Here is a 16,116-nt window from a genome sequence, read left to right on the forward strand (position 1 = left end):
AAAATCCTTTTTATACATGTATGCGAAATGAAGTGAGGAGGAAGCTTAATGGCAGATTTTGTTACTCGTTTAAACGCGGTCTTATGGAGCACGCCCGTCATTTATATTTTATTGGGTATAGGATTAATCTTTTCTATTAAGACCCGTTTTTTACAAGTCAGACATTTGAAAGAAATGATTGTTCTGATGTTCAAAGGAAAAAGCTCTGAAGCCGGCGTTTCTTCTTTTCAAGCATTATCCATTGCGTTGTCCGGGCGAGTGGGGACAGGAAACATCGCGGGTGTGGCGACAGCAATTGCATTCGGCGGCCCCGGCGCGGTGTTCTGGATGTGGACGATTGCCTTTATCGGGGCGGCGAGCGCATTTGTTGAATCAACTCTTGCCCAAATTTACAAAGTGAAACAAGGCGGCCAATATCGGGGCGGCCCTGCTTACTATATAGAAAAAGGCTTAGGCATTAAGTGGTTTGCCGTCTTATTTGCCGCTGCTGCTCTTATTGCAATGGCCCTTCTGATGCCGGGCGTACAGTCCAACTCTATAGCAGCTGGCGTCCAAAATGCATTTGGCATTTCTCCTGCCATCACAGGCTGCATTCTCGTTTTATTATTAGGATTTATCATTTTTGGCGGCGTCAAACGAATTGCCAGTGCCGCGCAAATGATTGTTCCGTTTATGGCCATTGGCTATATCCTGCTTTCTTTGATCATTATCGTCATGAATATATCTGAATTGCCTGCTGTCATTTCATTGATTTTCAAAAGCGCTTTTGCATTAGATTCCGCTTTTGGCGGCCTGATCGGCATGGCGATTTCTTGGGGAGTCAAACGGGGCATTTACTCAAACGAAGCAGGCCAGGGAACAGGCCCGCATCCGGCCGCCGCTGCGGAAGTTTCCCATCCGGTCAAGCAGGGGCTGGTTCAGGCATTTTCCGTTTATATCGACACCCTATTTGTATGTTCCGCTACAGCTTTCATGATCTTGTTTACCGGCATGTACAATACCCAGGCTGCAGATGGTTCCTTTATCGTTCATCACCTTAAAGGCGTAGAGGCAGGCCCCGGCTTCACTCAAGCGGCCATTGACAATGTTCTTCCCGGATTAGGCGCGGGCTTTGTTGCCATCGCTTTATTCTTCTTCGCATTTACAACAATTATGGCATATTACTACATCGCAGAGACAAATATCGCCTATTTGACCCGGGGAAGAGAAAGCAAATGGGCAATGTTTGGCTTAAAACTGATTATTTTAGCCGCGACGTTCTATGGAACTGTGAAAACCGCTTCACTTGCTTGGGCATTAGGCGATGCGGGACTTGGCATTATGGTATGGCTAAACGTCATTGCCATTGTGCTGCTTGCAAAACCGGCGCTTCTTGCCTTAAAGGATTACGAGCGCCAAAAGAAGCAGGGCTTAGACCCGGTCTTTGATCCGAAATCGCTTGGCATCAAAAACGCTGATTTCTGGGAGAAAGAATATCCCCGGGAAAATGAACGTGTTTCTTAACCCACAAAAAACCGGCTCGATATGGCATCGCGCCGGTTTTTTTATGAGCGGTAATTGGTATACACTTCTTGAACATCATCGTCATCTTCAAGGATACTGATCAATTTTTCCAGCTTCTCAACAGTTTGATCATCAGCATCTGCATAGGTTTTTGGAAGCATGGTCACCTCCGCCGAAGAGATTATATACTTCGATTCGAGAGCTGTTTTGACCTCTTCGAAACGCTCGGGCTCTGTTAGTACCTCATATTGCTCTTCTTCTGTCTGCAGCTCTTCTCCCCCTGCTTCCAGCACATCAAGCATAAGCTCATCTTCTACTATTTGCCGTTCTGTACGGTCGATTGCAATGAATCCCTTCCGCTCAAATAAAAAGCCTACACATCCGCTTTCTCCCAGACTACCGCCATTTTTATTAAATGCCGTCCGTACATTTGATGCCGTTCGGTTTTTGTTATCTGTTACACATTCAACCATCACGGCAATCCCTGATGGACCGTAGCCTTCATAGGTGATTTCCTCATAGCCGCTTCCGTCTTGGCTCCCCGCGGCTTTTTGAATGGCTCGGTCAATATTTTCATTCGGCATATTGGCGCCTTTTGCTTGTTCGATGACAAGACGCAATGCTGAATTTGCTTCTGGATCAGCTCCGCCTTCTTTCGCTGCCACATAGATCTCCTTCGCAAGCTTCATAAATATTTTTCCGCGCTTTGCATCCTGTGCATTTTTTCTTTTTTGTATGTTTTTCCACTTGGAATGGCCTGCCATATTTTCACCTTCTTTTATATTTTCTATGTACACTCTAATGGGTATTGTACGCTGATGCAAAGAAAAAGGCTGCCGAATATCACTTCCGGCAGCCATTTAACGTTAGCGGGTGTTCATTTTACGAAGTCTTGTGAACAGCCCTTTATCTGTAGACACTTGGACGTCACGGCCATTTGCATAGTTGCGTGCCGCATTTGTGACATTATCCCTGTCGGACTTGGTGAAGTCTTTGTGGCTTCTGACTGCGATAACTACTCGGTCATCCGTTACCATCACTTGTGCGTCATTGACGTTTTTCACTTGTTTCACACGGTTGGCAATTTTCGCTGCCAGTCTCCGGTTTTCCTGGTTGTCATATCCGTTGTACGTGACGTTCCGATTCATGTTTCTGTTATTCGTGTTGTTATATGTTCCGTCAGTTGCCAATGGAACGCGATCGTCAGCAGTCATGCGATCACGGTTATTCACATTCGTGGTGTTTCGGTTATCGCCGTTCTGGTCCTCCATTAATTCAGTAACAGGACCGTCATTGTCGATCATTCCTTCTCCCTGTCTGTCAGCGTCATTTTCATTTGTATAATATCCGATTGGACGGGTATTGCCGTTATTTCGTGTATCATTCTGAGCATTATCGTTTGCTCCGCATGCTGTTAAGCCGGCTGTCATTAGAATCAAGCTTGCAATCGTCATTTTTTTACCCAATGGAAAAACCCCCCGTGGACGAATTTGAGCATGTTTGCTCGTTTTTATCATGTGCGTCCGAGGGGGATGTTAAGCGTGTCAGTTCTCTCCATTTGGCAGTGAACCGCTCCGGAATAAAAAAAGGAACGATTTACATCGTTCCGAACAATCACTCATTTTCTTCTTCCGGGCGGCCAAACATTTGGTTTACAGAAGGCTGATTCGCCATTGGCATAGATACTCCGGCCGCATATGGATTTGGATTTGGATTCGCTCCGCCGTAAGGCATATTAGGGGTTCCATAAGCTCCTAATCCGGAATAGCCAGGTGCGGAGTAATATGGCTGATGATGATCATCGTCACAGCCGCAATCGTCATGATCTTTGTACGGCATGAATCCTGGGGCCGCCGGCTGGTATGCTCCCATCACTTGAGGAGAGCCATAATGAGGGCCATACGGCATTTGTCCATAAGGAGATCCATAAGCCGGAGATGCGTATTGAGGCGCTCCGTAAGAACCGTAATGTCCGTGATGCTGGTTTTCATATTCACCCGGATCATACTGAGGCGATACAAAACCTGGCTGGTATCCATAAGGCTGATACATTGGGTAAGCATGTGCCGGAAAGTACGGATAGCATAATCCTGATCCTGGAAGAATTGGTGAAACAGGAACCGGACACGGCATGAAGTGTGCCGGATAGTGATAATAGGGCTGAACAGCCGGCATATTCGGAACTGTGTGATGAACATTTTCTTCTTCTATACCGCCTACCTCTGGCGCCTTTGGCATATTAGGCATATTTGGGTAATTTGCATTTTCCATATTACTCATAGCCTCCTGTTGTGGAAATTGATCTTGCATGTGATACATATGATCCATATTTCCGTCATGATGTTTTTTCGGCTCCTCCGGTTTAGGAGGCGACCAAGGCTGGAAAAGCTGTTTCATATCATAATAATCGTTCACATCAGCTTCAGGATACACATTTTCCTGCAAATTAGGCATCGGCGGGACATACGGCACAGACATCTTTTCTTTCGGCTTTGTGTCTTCTACATCGACAACGGATTTAGGCTTCTCTTTCGCAAATGGATGTTCTTGCTTCACACTTCCGGCCGCCGGACTTTTGCCCGCTTTTGGCTCTTTTCTGACCGGAACACCTTCAGACGGCACTTTTATTTTCATTCCAGGCATGATTAAGTCTGGATTGCTGAGCTGTGTATTAAGCTTCTTCACTTCCTCAATATCAACTCCGTACTTTTCAGCTATTTTCAAGAGCGAATCGCCTTTTTGAACGATATGGATTTTCAACGTTTTCCCCTCCTATGCAAAACGTGAACAGTTCAGCTGTGATTACAATATGTTTCTTCACAACATATGCCTGAACAAACGAAGTTATGAGTTCAGGAGGGGAAATATTTCTGATTTACGTGATCGAAAGCATCCGATTCAGGGCAAGGAGGGCATCTTGCTGAATGACTTTTGGCACCTTGATCACGCCTGAAGGTTCTCCTTTTTCTATTTGTTCCAGAGACCACAGCAAATGCGGCAAATCAATTCGATTCATTGTCAGACACGGGCACATATCAGGATTGAGTGATTCGATTTGTTTATCAGGATGCTCGTGAATGATCCGCTGAACAAGATTCATTTCTGTTCCGATTGCCCACTTGCTTCCCGCCGGAGCCTGGTTGATTGTATCGATAATATATTTTGTTGATCCGCTGTCGTCACTCAGCGTCACGACTTCGTGTGAACACTCCGGATGCACAATGATTCGAATGTCAGGATCACGCTCTCTCACATCACGGATATTGTTCGCGGTGAATTTTTCGTGGACAGAGCAATGCCCCTTCCACAAAATCACTTTCACATTCTTATGCTCGGATTCAGCCATTAATTCATCTTTTATCGGGTCCCACACAGCCATATCCTCAAGCGCGATGCCCAAGTCATAAGCGGTATTCCTTCCTAAATGCTGATCAGGCAAAAATAAAATTCGTTTTTTCTGTGTAAACGCCCATTCAAGCACTTTTTTCGCATTCGAAGAAGTAACAGTCGCTCCGCCATGCTTACCGACGAAAGCTTTGATCTCCGCAGTGGAGTTCACATAAGTTAAAGGTATGATCGTATCTCCGAATATATGCTGAAGTTTCTCCCACGCCCTATTGGTCTGCTGCATATCCGCCATGTCAGCCATGGAACAGCCTGCTCTCATATCAGGCAGGATAACTGTTTGCTGCTCGCCTGTCAGCATATCAGCGGTCTCTGCCATAAAGTGCACGCCGCAAAATACGATATACTCCGCTTCTTTATTTTTCTCCGCAATTTGGGCCAGCTGCAGGGAATCGCCTGTTTGGTCAGCAAATTGTATCACTTCGTCTTTTTGATAATGATGGCCCGGTATAAAAAGCCGGGGGCCATACTTTTTCTTAATGGCCGCAACACGCGTTTCCATGTCCTTTCTTGACATTCCTTTATAACCATCAGGCATCATATCATTCGATTGTTTTATCACATCAAGAATTGACATAACGGCATTCCTCCGCAGATTCATTTGATAATGCAACATCCATGCTGATATCTAAGCTTTTGACGGAATGAGTCAGAAATCCTAATGAAATATAATTCACACTAGTCCCTTTAAAAGCAGGCAAAGATTCTAACGTAATTCCGCCCGAAGCTTCAGTTTTTATATGGTTCGGTGTAAGAGTTGCAAAATGGCGGACCGTATCAGGCCGGCAGTTGTCAAACATAATAACATCTGCGCCTGCTTCAATTGCTTCCCGCAGCTGTTCCTCCGTTTCAATTTCCACCTCGATATTTACCATATGCCCCGCGGCCTGACGCGCTTTTTTGCACGCCTCTAAAATAGAGCCGCATGCTGCAATATGATTATCTTTAATCATGATCCCATCATACAAGCCGAATCGATGATTGTACCCGCCACCCGCTCTGACAGCGTATTTTTCCAGCATTCTAAGCCCCGGTGTTGTTTTTCTCGTGTCACAGATTTTAATCTGGTCATCATCAAGCCGCCCAACAGCTTCCCTTGTCATTGTCGCAATTCCTGACATTCTCTGAATGAGATTTAATACGACCCGCTCTCCTGAAAGAAGTGCAGCTGCGGGACCTCGTAATACGGCAATCACTTCACCTTTTCGCAAAATGTCCCCATCTGATTTATGTAAAATGGTTTGAACATTTTCGTCTAATAAAGTAAAGCCTTCTTTTATCACCGCGGCTCCGGCAAAAATGCCGTCTGACTTTGCAACAATCTCCGCTCCACAGCTCTGTTCTCTAAAGATGGCCTGCGATGTTAAATCCCCCATCCCTATATCCTCAAGAAAAAAGTGATTCAGCAATTTTTTCAGCTGTAAATGATTCATTTTTCCAAATCCTCTCGTTTTTTATAATCTTCGTTCCCTTTTTTGTATGGACAATTTGTCTTCCTTGCCAACCCATATCAGCTTGGGGAAAATCGGTACGAAAGTGCGCCCCCCTGCTTTCCTCCCGCAAAAGCGAAGAAAATGTCATCAGCTTTGCAGTTTGCCATAAATGAGAGAGTTCCAGCTGCGGGATTGTGATATCCTTCACATTCACTTTTTGAAAAGGCAGCGTATGAAGCCAGATGCTCAGCTCAATCAGACTGCTTTTTTCTCGCAAGATAGACATTTGACTTGTCATTCTGCTTTGCAATTCATTCATCTCTGTATTCGGCACCTTATAGATTATGCTGGTTTCTTGTTCTGATTGAAATTGTCTGTTATAAACCGGCTTTTGCATGATATGCTCTGCTGCTCTTTTTCCAAACACCAGCGCCTCCAATAAGGAATTGCTCGCAAGCCGGTTGGCTCCATGTAAACCGGTACATGCGGTCTCGCCAATCGCATAAAGCCCCGGCACTGTTGTTTCCCCCCAGCGATTAACTGAGACACCCCCCATCAAGAAGTGCATTCCCGGTGCCACAGGGATTTTTCCGGTTTGGATATCAACCCCTGCTTTTTCACAAATAGCTGTGATGGTTGGGAAACGCCCTTCGAAATCAGAAATTGCTGTGCAGTCGATGTAAACGCGGTTTCCTTTTGCCATTTCTTCATGAATAACCCGTGAAACGATGTCTCTTGGAGCCAGGTCACCTAATGGATGCCGTCCAGCCATAACCCGGCGGCCGTTTTCGTCTGCTAAATATCCGCCTTCTCCTCTGACAGCTTCTGAAACAAGCCCGTAGGAAACATCATTTTTCACAAGCAATGTCGGATGAAACTGGGTAAACTCTAAATCCGTTACTTCCGCTCCGGCACGGTAAGCAAGAGAAAGGCCGTCACCTGTAACAGATGGATCATTCGTATGGTGAAGAAACAGGCTCCCGCATCCGCCAGCCGCCAGCACAACTTCATCCGCATATCTTGCTTTGATCTGTCCCTGGCTGTCTTTTGTCATGACGCCGATACAGCGCCCATTCTCTATCAGCAAATCCGCTGCTGTCTCATGCTCGATTAACTCGATTTTGCTGTCGATCTGCTTCAGTAAATAATCTACAAGCAGTCTGCCTGTTGCGTCTCCCCCTGCATGAAAAATGCGGCTGTATGAGTGAGCTCCTTCTCTGCCAAGACAAACATCGCCTTGTTCATTGCGGTCAAATGGAAATTCACTCTCTAATAGGTTTTGAATCATGTTTTTCCCATCTTGTAAAACGTCTGCTGCAATGGTTAGATCGTTATGTCCGCAGCCGGCATATAACGTATCCTCCAGATGAGCTTCAATCGAGTCACCTTTTGCATAAGCCGCAGCAATCCCGCCTTGCGCATAGACTGAATTGCTGTTTTTGGCGCTTTTCTTTGTAATGACAGTCACTTCGTATGAGGGAGGAAAAGCGGACGCTAAGGAAAGTGCCGCCGCCCCTGAACCGATGACTGCAATCGTCTTTTTAGACATATGCCACCCTCCTGTTGTTTACACCTGTCTTGACACCTATATTTACACAAGGATAAAATAAACTCAAGAGTTTTTTATGGAGAACGGATGGAGGAAGAACGGATGATTTATTTAGATTATGCAGCGACAACGCCTATTTGCGAGGAAGCCCTTAACGTATATCAGAAGCTCAGTATAGATATGTACGGTAATGCCAGCAGCCTGCATGATGCGGGAGGAAAAGCAAAGCACATACTGGAGTACTGCCGTGGAAAAATCGCCGAACTGATTGGCGGAGAAGCAAACGGCATCTATTTTACAAGCGGCGGCACTGAATCCAATCTTCTGGCTATTCAATCGTTGCTAAATGGCCTGCCGAAAACAAAAAGACATTTTATTACGACTGCCATGGAGCATCAGTCTATTCATAACTGTGCTGCTTTTCTGGAACAGCATGGATTTGATGTAACAATCATTCAACCAGATGAATACGGGGTTATTACCGAGGAAATATTAGCTGCTCATATCCGGCCGGAAACAGGCCTGGTATCTATTCAGCATGCCAATTCCGAAACCGGGGTCATTCAGCCCATTCAACGGCTGTCTTTATACCTGCATAACAGGGATATTCTTCTTCATTGCGACGCTGTCCAAACGTTTGGAAAAATCCCGATCAATACAGAAGAACTGGGGATGGATGCATTGTCAGTGTCAAGCCATAAAGTCCATGGTCCTAAAGGAGTGGGCGCGGTCTATATTCGGCCGGGTGTCCCTTGGAAACCCGTTTATCCTCTCACTGCTCACGAACATGGATTTAAACCCGGCACCGTAAATGTCCCCGGAATCGGTGCCTTCATTGCCGCTGCAGAGCTGATCATAAGCGAAATGGATAAACAAATATCCCGCAATAAGACATTAAGAACATACTTTTTAGACCAAATCAGCAATCGATCTCTCCCTGTAACCCTTGCGGCAGACACTGCACAAACAGAATGTCTGCCGCATATTATCGGGTGTTTTTTTCACGCATTTGAAGGACAATATGTTATGTTAGAATGTAATCGGAGCAATATTTGCATATCAACGGGCAGCGCTTGTTCTGCCGGTTATCACGGTCCGTCTGCAGCGATGAAAGCATTAAGAAAAACAGACCAAGAAGCCCTGCAATTTATCCGCATCTCTTTTGGAAGGCATACAACGGAGGAACAGCTGGATAAGTTATTACATACGTTTACAGCGCTTTGGGAACAAAAGAAAGGAGAACTTGATATTGACCGAAGAATTAAAGCTCATGGGCGCCAACAGGCGTGACCAGCTTCTTCTGTGGCTGAAGGAATCCACATCACCGCTGACAGGAGGAGAACTCGCAAAAAAAGCGAACGTTTCAAGACAGGTAATTGTTCAGGATATATCGCTCTTGAAAGCGAAAAATGAACCGATTATCGCCACAAGCCAAGGATATGTATACATGGATGCAGCCGCTCAGCAGCACCAGCAAGCAGAAAGAATCATAGCTTGTCTGCACGGTCCTGAACGGACAGAAGAGGAACTGCAGCTCATCGTAGACGAAGGTGTTACAGTAAAAGACGTAAAAATTGAACATCCCGTATACGGAGATTTAACTGCAGCGATTCAAGTAGGCACTCGGAAGGAAGTGAGCCATTTCATTAAAAAAATCACTTCAACAAACGCCGCCTATTTATCACAGCTGACTGACGGCGTGCATCTTCATACACTGACAGCACCTGATGAACACCGCATCGATCAGGCTTGCCAAGCACTCGAGGCAGCCGGTATTTTAATTAAAGACTAAAAAAAGCCCTCTAATGGGCTTTTTTATAATTGGTAGGACTGATATGCACCAAGAAGCTTCACTTTGCAGCCGAGTGCTTCAAGCTCCTGCATGGCGCCTGGAATCAATACCTCATCAAACGCTTTCTCAATATCAATAATAAAGAAATAATGGCCTAATCCGGTTTTAGTCGGACGTGACTCGATTTTTGACAAGTTTAAATTTCTCCAAGAAAAAGCAGACAGCACTCTGTGCAGCGCCCCTGATTGATCATCCTGCGGCAGCATGACCATTAGGGTTGTTTTGGGCCTTGAACTCAATTTTGAATTCACTTCAAATGATATGTTTTCATCAGGAGACAGGATAACAAATCTCGTATGATTGTCCCTGTAATCCTGTATATCTCGTTTCACGATTTTTAATTCGTATGTAGAAGCTGCCATGTCATTGGCAATGACCCCAATATTCAGCTCGGGATGGTCACTGACAAATTTTGCTGCCGCCCCGGTTGAATTAGCGTATTCATATGGAACGTTAGGAAAATGACGATGGAGAAATTTATGGCATTGCGCAATCGCGTGTGAGTGCGAGTAAATTTTTTCAAGCTCTTTCCATGCATTCTCTCTTGAAGGATGTACGAGCAAGTGCTGATGAATCGGCAATGTCATTTCACCCACGATTGGCAAGGGCTGTTCATGTATTAAATAGTCTATCGTTAAGTTTACTGATCCTTCTAACGCATTCTCTAAAGGAACAAAAGCGAAATCAACTTCGCCTGCAACTGCCGCATCTATACACTCTGGTATGGTACGGTAAGCAACATGCTCGGCGCCGTTTTGAAAACAAGAACTGACTGCTAGGTGTGTAAATGTAGCTGCTGGACCTAAATAACCGACTTTCATGACGATATTCTCTCCCTTATGCACCTGAACCTAATATTTCAACCTTTTCTACAAAATCAAACTTCCTGAGTTTATTCATTAACGTATGAATATCCTCTTCCATTGCAGACGTGCTGATAGACAGTGTGACATTTGCTCTGCCTTGGAGCGGAATGGTCTGGTGAATGGAAAGAACGTTGCTTCCAGAATCAGCTACCGCCTGCAGGAGCTGAGATAACGCACCTGACCTATCCTCCAAATGAAAGAAAAGTGTGATAATTTGTTCTTTAACCATAGTGTAGAACGGAAAAACAGCATCTCTGTATTTATAAAACGCACTTCTGCTTAAATCCACTTTTTGAACGGCATCTGCCACTGAATCTGCTTTTTTTCGATCAAGCAGCTTTTTGACTTCCAATGTTTTTCTCATCGCATCGGGCAATACATCTTCACGGACAAGATAAAATGTCTCCTCTTTCATTTGCATCCCCCCTTTAAAATAGAGAGCCTGTCATCCAGGCTCTCCTCTCAGCCATCATTAATCTATAAATTCAAATTCGAATTCCAGAAGCCTGATAATATCTCCATCCTTGGCTCCGCGTTCTCTGAGCGCTTCATCAACACCCATTCCACGCATCTGTCTTGCAAACCGTTTAACCGATTCATCACGTGAGAAATCAGTCATCTTGAATAACCGCTCAAGACTGTCTCCTGAAAGCACAAACACACCGTCAGGATCGCGTGTAATGTTAAATGGCACTTCTTCATTTTCCATCGTGTACATGACACGGTTTTGTGTAAGCTCTTCCTCGTCATAAAGCGGGAATTCCGGCGTGTTTTCCAGCTGATTGGCGACTTCAAACAGAAGCTCACGAAGACCTTCTCTTGTCACCGCACTGATCGGGAATACCGGATAATCATCCGTCAGCTTTTCTTTAAAGGCTTCAAGATTTTCCGCAGCCTCCGGCATGTCCATTTTATTTGCAACGATAATTTGCGGACGCTCAGTGAGACGCAGATTGTACTCGCTCAGCTCCTGGTTAATCGTAAGATAATCCTCATATGGATCACGGCCCTCTAAGCCCGACATGTCAATGACATGAACAATAACCCTCGTCCGTTCAATATGGCGCAAAAACTGGTGGCCCAGTCCGACGCCTTGGTGTGCGCCTTCAATCAGCCCTGGCAAATCGGCCATGACAAAGCTGCGACCGTCATCCGTTTCAACCATCCCGAGATTCGGGACAAGCGTTGTAAAGTGATAGTCCGCAATTTTCGGTTTTGCAGATGAGACAACAGACAGCAAAGTCGATTTTCCCACACTCGGGAATCCGACAAGCCCGACATCCGCAAGCACTTTTAATTCAAGAACAACGTAGCGTTCTTTTCCCGGCTCACCGTTTTCTGAAAGCTGAGGCGCAGGATTAGCCGGTGTAGCAAAGCGGGAATTCCCTCTTCCGCCTCTTCCGCCTCTTGCAATAACAGCCTGCTGTCCGTGCTCTGTTAAATCAGCGATAACCTGCTTTGTATCATCGTCTGTCACAACGGTGCCCGGCGGAACTTTAATAACCATATCATCGGCATTTCGCCCGTGCTGGTTTTTGGACATACCGTGCTCGCCGCGAATCGCTTTAAAGTGTTTTTTATATCTAAAATCCATCAGGGTGCGGAGACCTTCATCCACTTCAAATACGACGTCTCCTCCCTTTCCTCCGTCACCGCCGGCAGGGCCGCCTTTCGGCACATATTTTTCACGGCGAAACGCAACCATCCCGTTGCCGCCGTCGCCGCCTTTTACATATACTTTGACCTGATCTACAAACATAATGTCCTCCGTTCTAAACCGTTAAAAACTCCGCTAGTCCAACCCAATTTCAATCAGACATTCGTGGCTTGTGATTTCAAAACGCATGATATCTACGTCCTCATAACCATTTTGCCGAATATTATCAAAAGCAGATGGATCGGCAAAGGCGCCGTGAAAATCAAGGTACAGAATCAGCTGTCTGTCAGGATGATCCGTTTGAAGCGATACCGTTAAATGATTTTCGCTCTCTCTGCTGACTGCTTGATCAAACAAATAAAACAGCTTTCTCATCAGTTTCGTCAATTTTTGATCATAATCCGACAAATCCTTAATGTCTCCGAGAACTTCATACTCAAGCGTCATATAATGGGTTTTCCAATTAAACGTAAGAAAATCAAACGCCAAATGCGGTGTTTTCAGGTTTGAGAGCTTTGATTCGTGCTTTGCGTCTATTACCATTTCTTCAATCATTTCAAAGACGCGGTCATACTTCTGCAAGCTTAAGTTTCCTTTAATCAGCTGCAGCTTATTCATCCAATCATGCCGGGAATGGCCAAGCAGATGAATCAGTTCGTTTGGTAATGCCGTGTCGCTTATATTTTCTTCTTGATTTTTTGAAACATCCTTCATTTTCGCACTCCCAATCATTTAATTTCTTATTTAGGAGTCTGTATAAGTGTGTATTATGAATTATAACAGAGAAGGCTTTGTTAGAAAAACAATTGTTTTTCCCAGAAATATCATGTTCCTTTTTTCTGGCATGGTTGATTTGCAGCCAGGCAGAACATTTTATGTATTACTGCTTGGGGAACATATCCAGTGGGTTTGAGATGTTTATTCTCATTCTTGGCGGGGTCTGCTCGCACATACTCTGCATTTCATTCTTGGTGTTTACTCCGCATATTGCAAAAAAACTCCAGTCATCATCGACCGGAGTTTTTTGAATCATTATTGAGCTACAGGATATACGCTCACTTTTTTGCGGTCACGGCCGAAACGTTCGAATTTAACAGTTCCGTCGATTTTCGCAAATAGAGTGTCATCTCCGCCGCGGCCCACGTTTTCACCTGGGTAAATTTTTGTTCCGCGTTGACGGTAAAGGATAGAACCGCCTGTTACGAATTGACCGTCAGCACGTTTAGCACCTAAACGTTTAGCCTCAGAGTCACGTCCGTTCTTTGTAGAACCTACTCCTTTTTTAGAAGCGAAAAACTGAAGATCTAATCTAAGCATGTAGCTCACCTCCTATATTATGTTTGTGGTCACACGCAAGTTATCTTTGTAATCCCGTTCGATTGTCTCCAGCGAAACAATCATGCCTTCAATCAGCAGCTGAGCTTTTTGGCGCGCCTCCGGATCAAGAGATTCAGGGAATTCAAAATAAAAATATCCCCCGTCCTCTCCTATATCTAGAAGCGGCTCGAAGCCCGCGAGCACAATGACCGCGTTAACGGCTCCAAACACAACGGCTGTCACTCCGGCACAAACAAGATCTTGTCCATGTTCAGCAAAATTCGCATGGCCCGTCATTTCAAAAGACAATATGCCTTTATCATGAGACCTTCTGATTGTTGCCTGAATCATGCTTACGCGTTGATTTTTTCGATCGTCAATTTAGTGTAAGGCTGACGATGACCTTGTTTTTTATGAACGTTTTTCTTTGCTTTGTATCTGAAAACAGTGATTTTTTTCGCGCGGCCTTGTTTTTCAACTTTAGCCGTTACTGTTGCGCCTTCAACTGTAGGGTTGCCGACTTTCACGTTGTCTCCGCCAACAAACAAAACGTCTTCAAAAGTAACTGTTTCACCTGCTTCAGCAGCAAGTTTTTCGATGTAAACAGTTTGGCCTTCTTCAACTTTAATTTGTTTACCGCCTGTTTTAATGATTGCGTACATTCTCTGCACCTCCTATTAGACTAAGACTCGCCAGATACCAGGGGGCTGTAAAAGCTCTTAACACCTGTACTGAGCGGTTGTAGCAATGGTGCTACATCCATAACATTAAAAAATATACCAAAATACAAGACGTTTGTCAATCGATTTTAGTAAGGCAACAGCAGTTCCTCCATGGAGGAATTCGTCCGCTTATCGGCAAAGTAAGCGTGCAGCACTTCATTCTCATCTAGCTGGCTGAGCTTCTGGCCTGATTTCTCTATAATAATTGGATGTTTGCAGCCGCGTTTGAACTCGGCCATCACATGATAGACTTTGTCCTCTGCTTTTACTGTCAGCGGCAGCAGTTTTTCAAGCTCACGGTTTTTTCCGTAATACCTTTCGAGGAGAAATCTCACATGGATATAGTGCCTTTGCCTGTATTCCTCAAACAACGAAACAGCCAGAAAGACAAACAAAACCCATGCGCTGATTTGCAGAGGAATCACAAATAAAACCCAGCACCCAAGCAGCAGGCAGCAGCAGAGCGACGTTTTTAAATTGAGACGGTGGGCCCTTTGAAAAGGCAGCTGCTTGGAAAACAGCAAAAATAACAGTTTTCCGCCATCAAGCGGCCAGATCGGCAGCAGATTCACAAATAAAATAGTAAGATTATAAAAGGTGAAGAGTTCAAATGTATGCTGATGAATCACTGAGAAATCTGCAAGCATCCAGGCAGCGAACTGAAGCCAGATGTGCTGAAGAGGACCGGCGATAATGACCGCAAACTCTTCCTTTAACGGCCGATTCCCGTGCTCTTCCACTTCAACCGTTCCGCCAAAAGGCAGCAAAAAAACACGCTTGATTCTCCAAGAAAAAAACACGGCCAGAGCAGCATGCCCCAGCTCATGGATCAGTACAATCAAGAGCAGACATAATAATGCTTTCATATGGCCTGTGAGCAGCCCCAGCGCCGCGATAATCCAAAGAAAAGGATGCACATGAATCTTTAAGATAAGGTCGAGCCATTTATTCAAATGAAATCACCTGGATCGGATCAATAAATTTATCGCCGTCTTTCATGGCAAAATAATAGACCCCTTTATTATGATCATCAAGTTTAATCGAACCGAGCTTTTTGCCTTTATCTACAAAATCATATAAAGCAACATCCACATCTTTGAGTTCGCCATAAATACTATAGGTATTATCAGCATGCTGCACCTTAACTGTCAGACCCGTCTGGCTGTCTTTGCTGACCTCAACTACATAGCCTTCCTTTATGCTGTCAATTGCATCGCTGCTTGTTTGGACTTTAATCCCTTCTCCGTTGTCCTGAAAATCCTGCTGCACTTTCCCGGATGCGGGCGCGACCAAGTCTTTGCCCACTTCGACCTGCTGTTCGTTATTTTTATGTTCAGGAGCCAGAAACGCGAGCGGATTGCCAAATTTCGTTTCGAACCAATGGCTTGCTGTGGCAAATTGAAATTCAGTTTCGAAGGTTTTGGCAACGGCGGGTTTCACCTGGCTGACGGGCCCAATGTTTGTTTTATAGGCTATGGCGGAAACGAGAACGAGACAGGCCGACAGAAGACATTTCAGGATAATTGAATCTGTTTTAACCAAAGGGTGTTTTCCGTTGAATGTTGACATGTTATCTTCATAGACCGGCAGCGTTCCATGTTTTTCCTGATCAGTAACCATCACCCAGGACGGGGGTTTCTGCTTTTCAGAAACTGTCTGAGTAGAGAAACGTTTCGAGCCGGAAAGCTGTTTTCTTCTTTTCTCTAATCGTTTTCTGATTTCATCTGCTCTGTGACTCATCGCCATCATCCTTTGCATTCGTTGAGTTTGTACATCATATGTCTTGTCCATGGCAAATATTCGTTTTACTCA

The 16,116-nt window shown here is 44.9% G+C and carries 18 protein-coding genes, 1 pseudogene and 1 other annotated feature; of the genes and pseudogenes, 4 read left to right on the forward strand and 15 right to left on the reverse strand.

Features of this window, described 5'->3' with window-relative positions; all coding sequences use genetic code 11:
• The first annotated feature begins 48 nt into the window (after positions 1–48).
• Positions 49–1,503, forward strand: coding sequence for an alanine/glycine:cation symporter family protein (locus EFK13_RS14120; protein WP_129508036.1), 1,455 nt, complete (start codon positions 49–51; stop codon positions 1,501–1,503).
• 41 nt (positions 1,504–1,544) lie between these two features.
• Here EFK13_RS14120 and EFK13_RS14125 read toward each other — a convergent pair whose 3' ends face one another.
• The 6 genes from EFK13_RS14125 to nadB form a co-directional block, all read right to left on the reverse strand.
• A complete protein-coding gene (locus EFK13_RS14125; RefSeq protein ID WP_129508067.1) occupies positions 1,545–2,267 on the reverse strand; it encodes a YebC/PmpR family DNA-binding transcriptional regulator in 723 nt (240 codons plus the stop codon).
• A gap of 102 nt (positions 2,268–2,369) precedes the next feature.
• Entirely contained in the window at positions 2,370–2,969 is a 600-nt protein-coding gene (locus tag EFK13_RS14130; protein ID WP_129508035.1) for a spore germination protein SgpA, read from the reverse strand.
• 148 nt (positions 2,970–3,117) lie between these two features.
• The gene (gene safA / locus EFK13_RS14135; protein WP_129508034.1) at positions 3,118–4,263 is read right to left on the reverse strand and encodes a spore coat assembly protein SafA; all 1,146 of its coding nucleotides are present in this window, start codon (positions 4,261–4,263) and stop codon (positions 3,118–3,120) included.
• Between the two features lie 115 nt (positions 4,264–4,378).
• Positions 4,379–5,485, reverse strand: coding sequence for a quinolinate synthase NadA (nadA, locus tag EFK13_RS14140; protein ID WP_129508033.1), 1,107 nt, complete (start codon positions 5,483–5,485; stop codon positions 4,379–4,381).
• Positions 5,472–6,341 (reverse strand): carboxylating nicotinate-nucleotide diphosphorylase, encoded by an 870-nt coding sequence (nadC, locus tag EFK13_RS14145; protein WP_129508032.1) that lies wholly within the window; start codon positions 6,339–6,341, stop codon positions 5,472–5,474. Before nadC ends, nadA begins: the two co-directional genes overlap by 14 nt.
• Positions 6,295–7,890 (reverse strand): L-aspartate oxidase, encoded by a 1,596-nt coding sequence (gene nadB, locus EFK13_RS14150; RefSeq protein WP_129508031.1) that lies wholly within the window; start codon positions 7,888–7,890, stop codon positions 6,295–6,297. The genes nadC and nadB overlap by 47 nt, the downstream gene beginning before the upstream one ends.
• 102 nt (positions 7,891–7,992) lie before the next feature.
• Between nadB and EFK13_RS14155 the strand changes: the two genes are divergently transcribed.
• Positions 7,993–9,180, forward strand: coding sequence for an IscS subfamily cysteine desulfurase (locus tag EFK13_RS14155; protein WP_129508030.1), 1,188 nt, complete (start codon positions 7,993–7,995; stop codon positions 9,178–9,180).
• Positions 9,140–9,682, forward strand: coding sequence for a transcription repressor NadR (locus EFK13_RS14160; protein WP_129508029.1), 543 nt, complete (start codon positions 9,140–9,142; stop codon positions 9,680–9,682). The genes EFK13_RS14155 and EFK13_RS14160 overlap by 41 nt, the downstream gene beginning before the upstream one ends.
• Positions 9,683–9,705: 23 nt before the next feature.
• Here EFK13_RS14160 and pheA read toward each other — a convergent pair whose 3' ends face one another.
• From pheA to spo0B, 4 genes are read right to left on the reverse strand one after another with little or no spacing between them, the layout of a single operon-like run.
• Complete coding sequence (pheA, locus tag EFK13_RS14165) at positions 9,706–10,563, reverse strand: prephenate dehydratase (protein WP_064814406.1); 858 nt, start codon at positions 10,561–10,563, stop codon at positions 9,706–9,708.
• Positions 10,564–10,579: 16 nt separating this feature from the next.
• Positions 10,580–11,023: a transcriptional regulator ThrR gene (thrR, locus tag EFK13_RS14170; protein ID WP_003222630.1), complete on the reverse strand. Its 444-nt coding sequence runs from the start codon at positions 11,021–11,023 to the stop codon at positions 10,580–10,582.
• Between the two features lie 57 nt (positions 11,024–11,080).
• On the reverse strand, positions 11,081–12,367 hold the full coding sequence (gene obgE / locus EFK13_RS14175; RefSeq protein ID WP_129508028.1) for a GTPase ObgE: 1,287 nt from the start codon (positions 12,365–12,367) through the stop codon (positions 11,081–11,083).
• Positions 12,368–12,400: 33 nt separating this feature from the next.
• Positions 12,401–12,979, reverse strand: coding sequence for a sporulation initiation phosphotransferase Sop0B (gene spo0B / locus EFK13_RS14180; RefSeq protein ID WP_129508027.1), 579 nt, complete (start codon positions 12,977–12,979; stop codon positions 12,401–12,403).
• 77 nt (positions 12,980–13,056) lie between these two features.
• On the opposite strand from spo0B, the pseudogene EFK13_RS14185 reads away from it, so the two are divergent.
• Positions 13,057–13,178, forward strand: a pseudogene (locus EFK13_RS14185) (hypothetical protein).
• A gap of 119 nt (positions 13,179–13,297) precedes the next feature.
• Here EFK13_RS14185 and rpmA read toward each other — a convergent pair.
• The 5 genes from rpmA to spoIVFA form a co-directional block, all read right to left on the reverse strand.
• On the reverse strand, positions 13,298–13,582 hold the full coding sequence (gene rpmA / locus EFK13_RS14190; protein WP_003222623.1) for a 50S ribosomal protein L27: 285 nt from the start codon (positions 13,580–13,582) through the stop codon (positions 13,298–13,300).
• A 12-nt stretch (positions 13,583–13,594) separates the two neighbouring features.
• Positions 13,595–13,933, reverse strand: a complete 339-nt coding sequence (locus tag EFK13_RS14195) for a ribosomal-processing cysteine protease Prp (protein WP_003229669.1) — start codon at positions 13,931–13,933, stop codon at positions 13,595–13,597.
• A 2-nt stretch (positions 13,934–13,935) separates the two neighbouring features.
• On the reverse strand, positions 13,936–14,244 hold the full coding sequence (gene rplU / locus EFK13_RS14200; RefSeq protein ID WP_010330275.1) for a 50S ribosomal protein L21: 309 nt from the start codon (positions 14,242–14,244) through the stop codon (positions 13,936–13,938).
• Positions 14,245–14,257: 13 nt separating this feature from the next.
• Positions 14,258–14,333, reverse strand: a sequence feature (ribosomal protein L21 leader region).
• Between the two features lie 57 nt (positions 14,334–14,390).
• Entirely contained in the window at positions 14,391–15,257 is an 867-nt protein-coding gene (spoIVFB, locus tag EFK13_RS14205) for a stage IV sporulation intramembrane metalloprotease SpoIVFB (RefSeq protein ID WP_129508026.1), read from the reverse strand.
• Positions 15,250–16,044: a stage IV sporulation protein SpoIVFA gene (spoIVFA, locus tag EFK13_RS14210; protein ID WP_129508025.1), complete on the reverse strand. Its 795-nt coding sequence runs from the start codon at positions 16,042–16,044 to the stop codon at positions 15,250–15,252. The genes spoIVFB and spoIVFA overlap by 8 nt, the downstream gene beginning before the upstream one ends.
• Positions 16,045–16,116: the final 72 nt, after the last annotated feature.

The organism is Bacillus cabrialesii, assembly GCF_004124315.2.
In the GTDB taxonomy this organism is placed as follows: Bacteria; Bacillota; Bacilli; order Bacillales; family Bacillaceae; genus Bacillus; species Bacillus cabrialesii.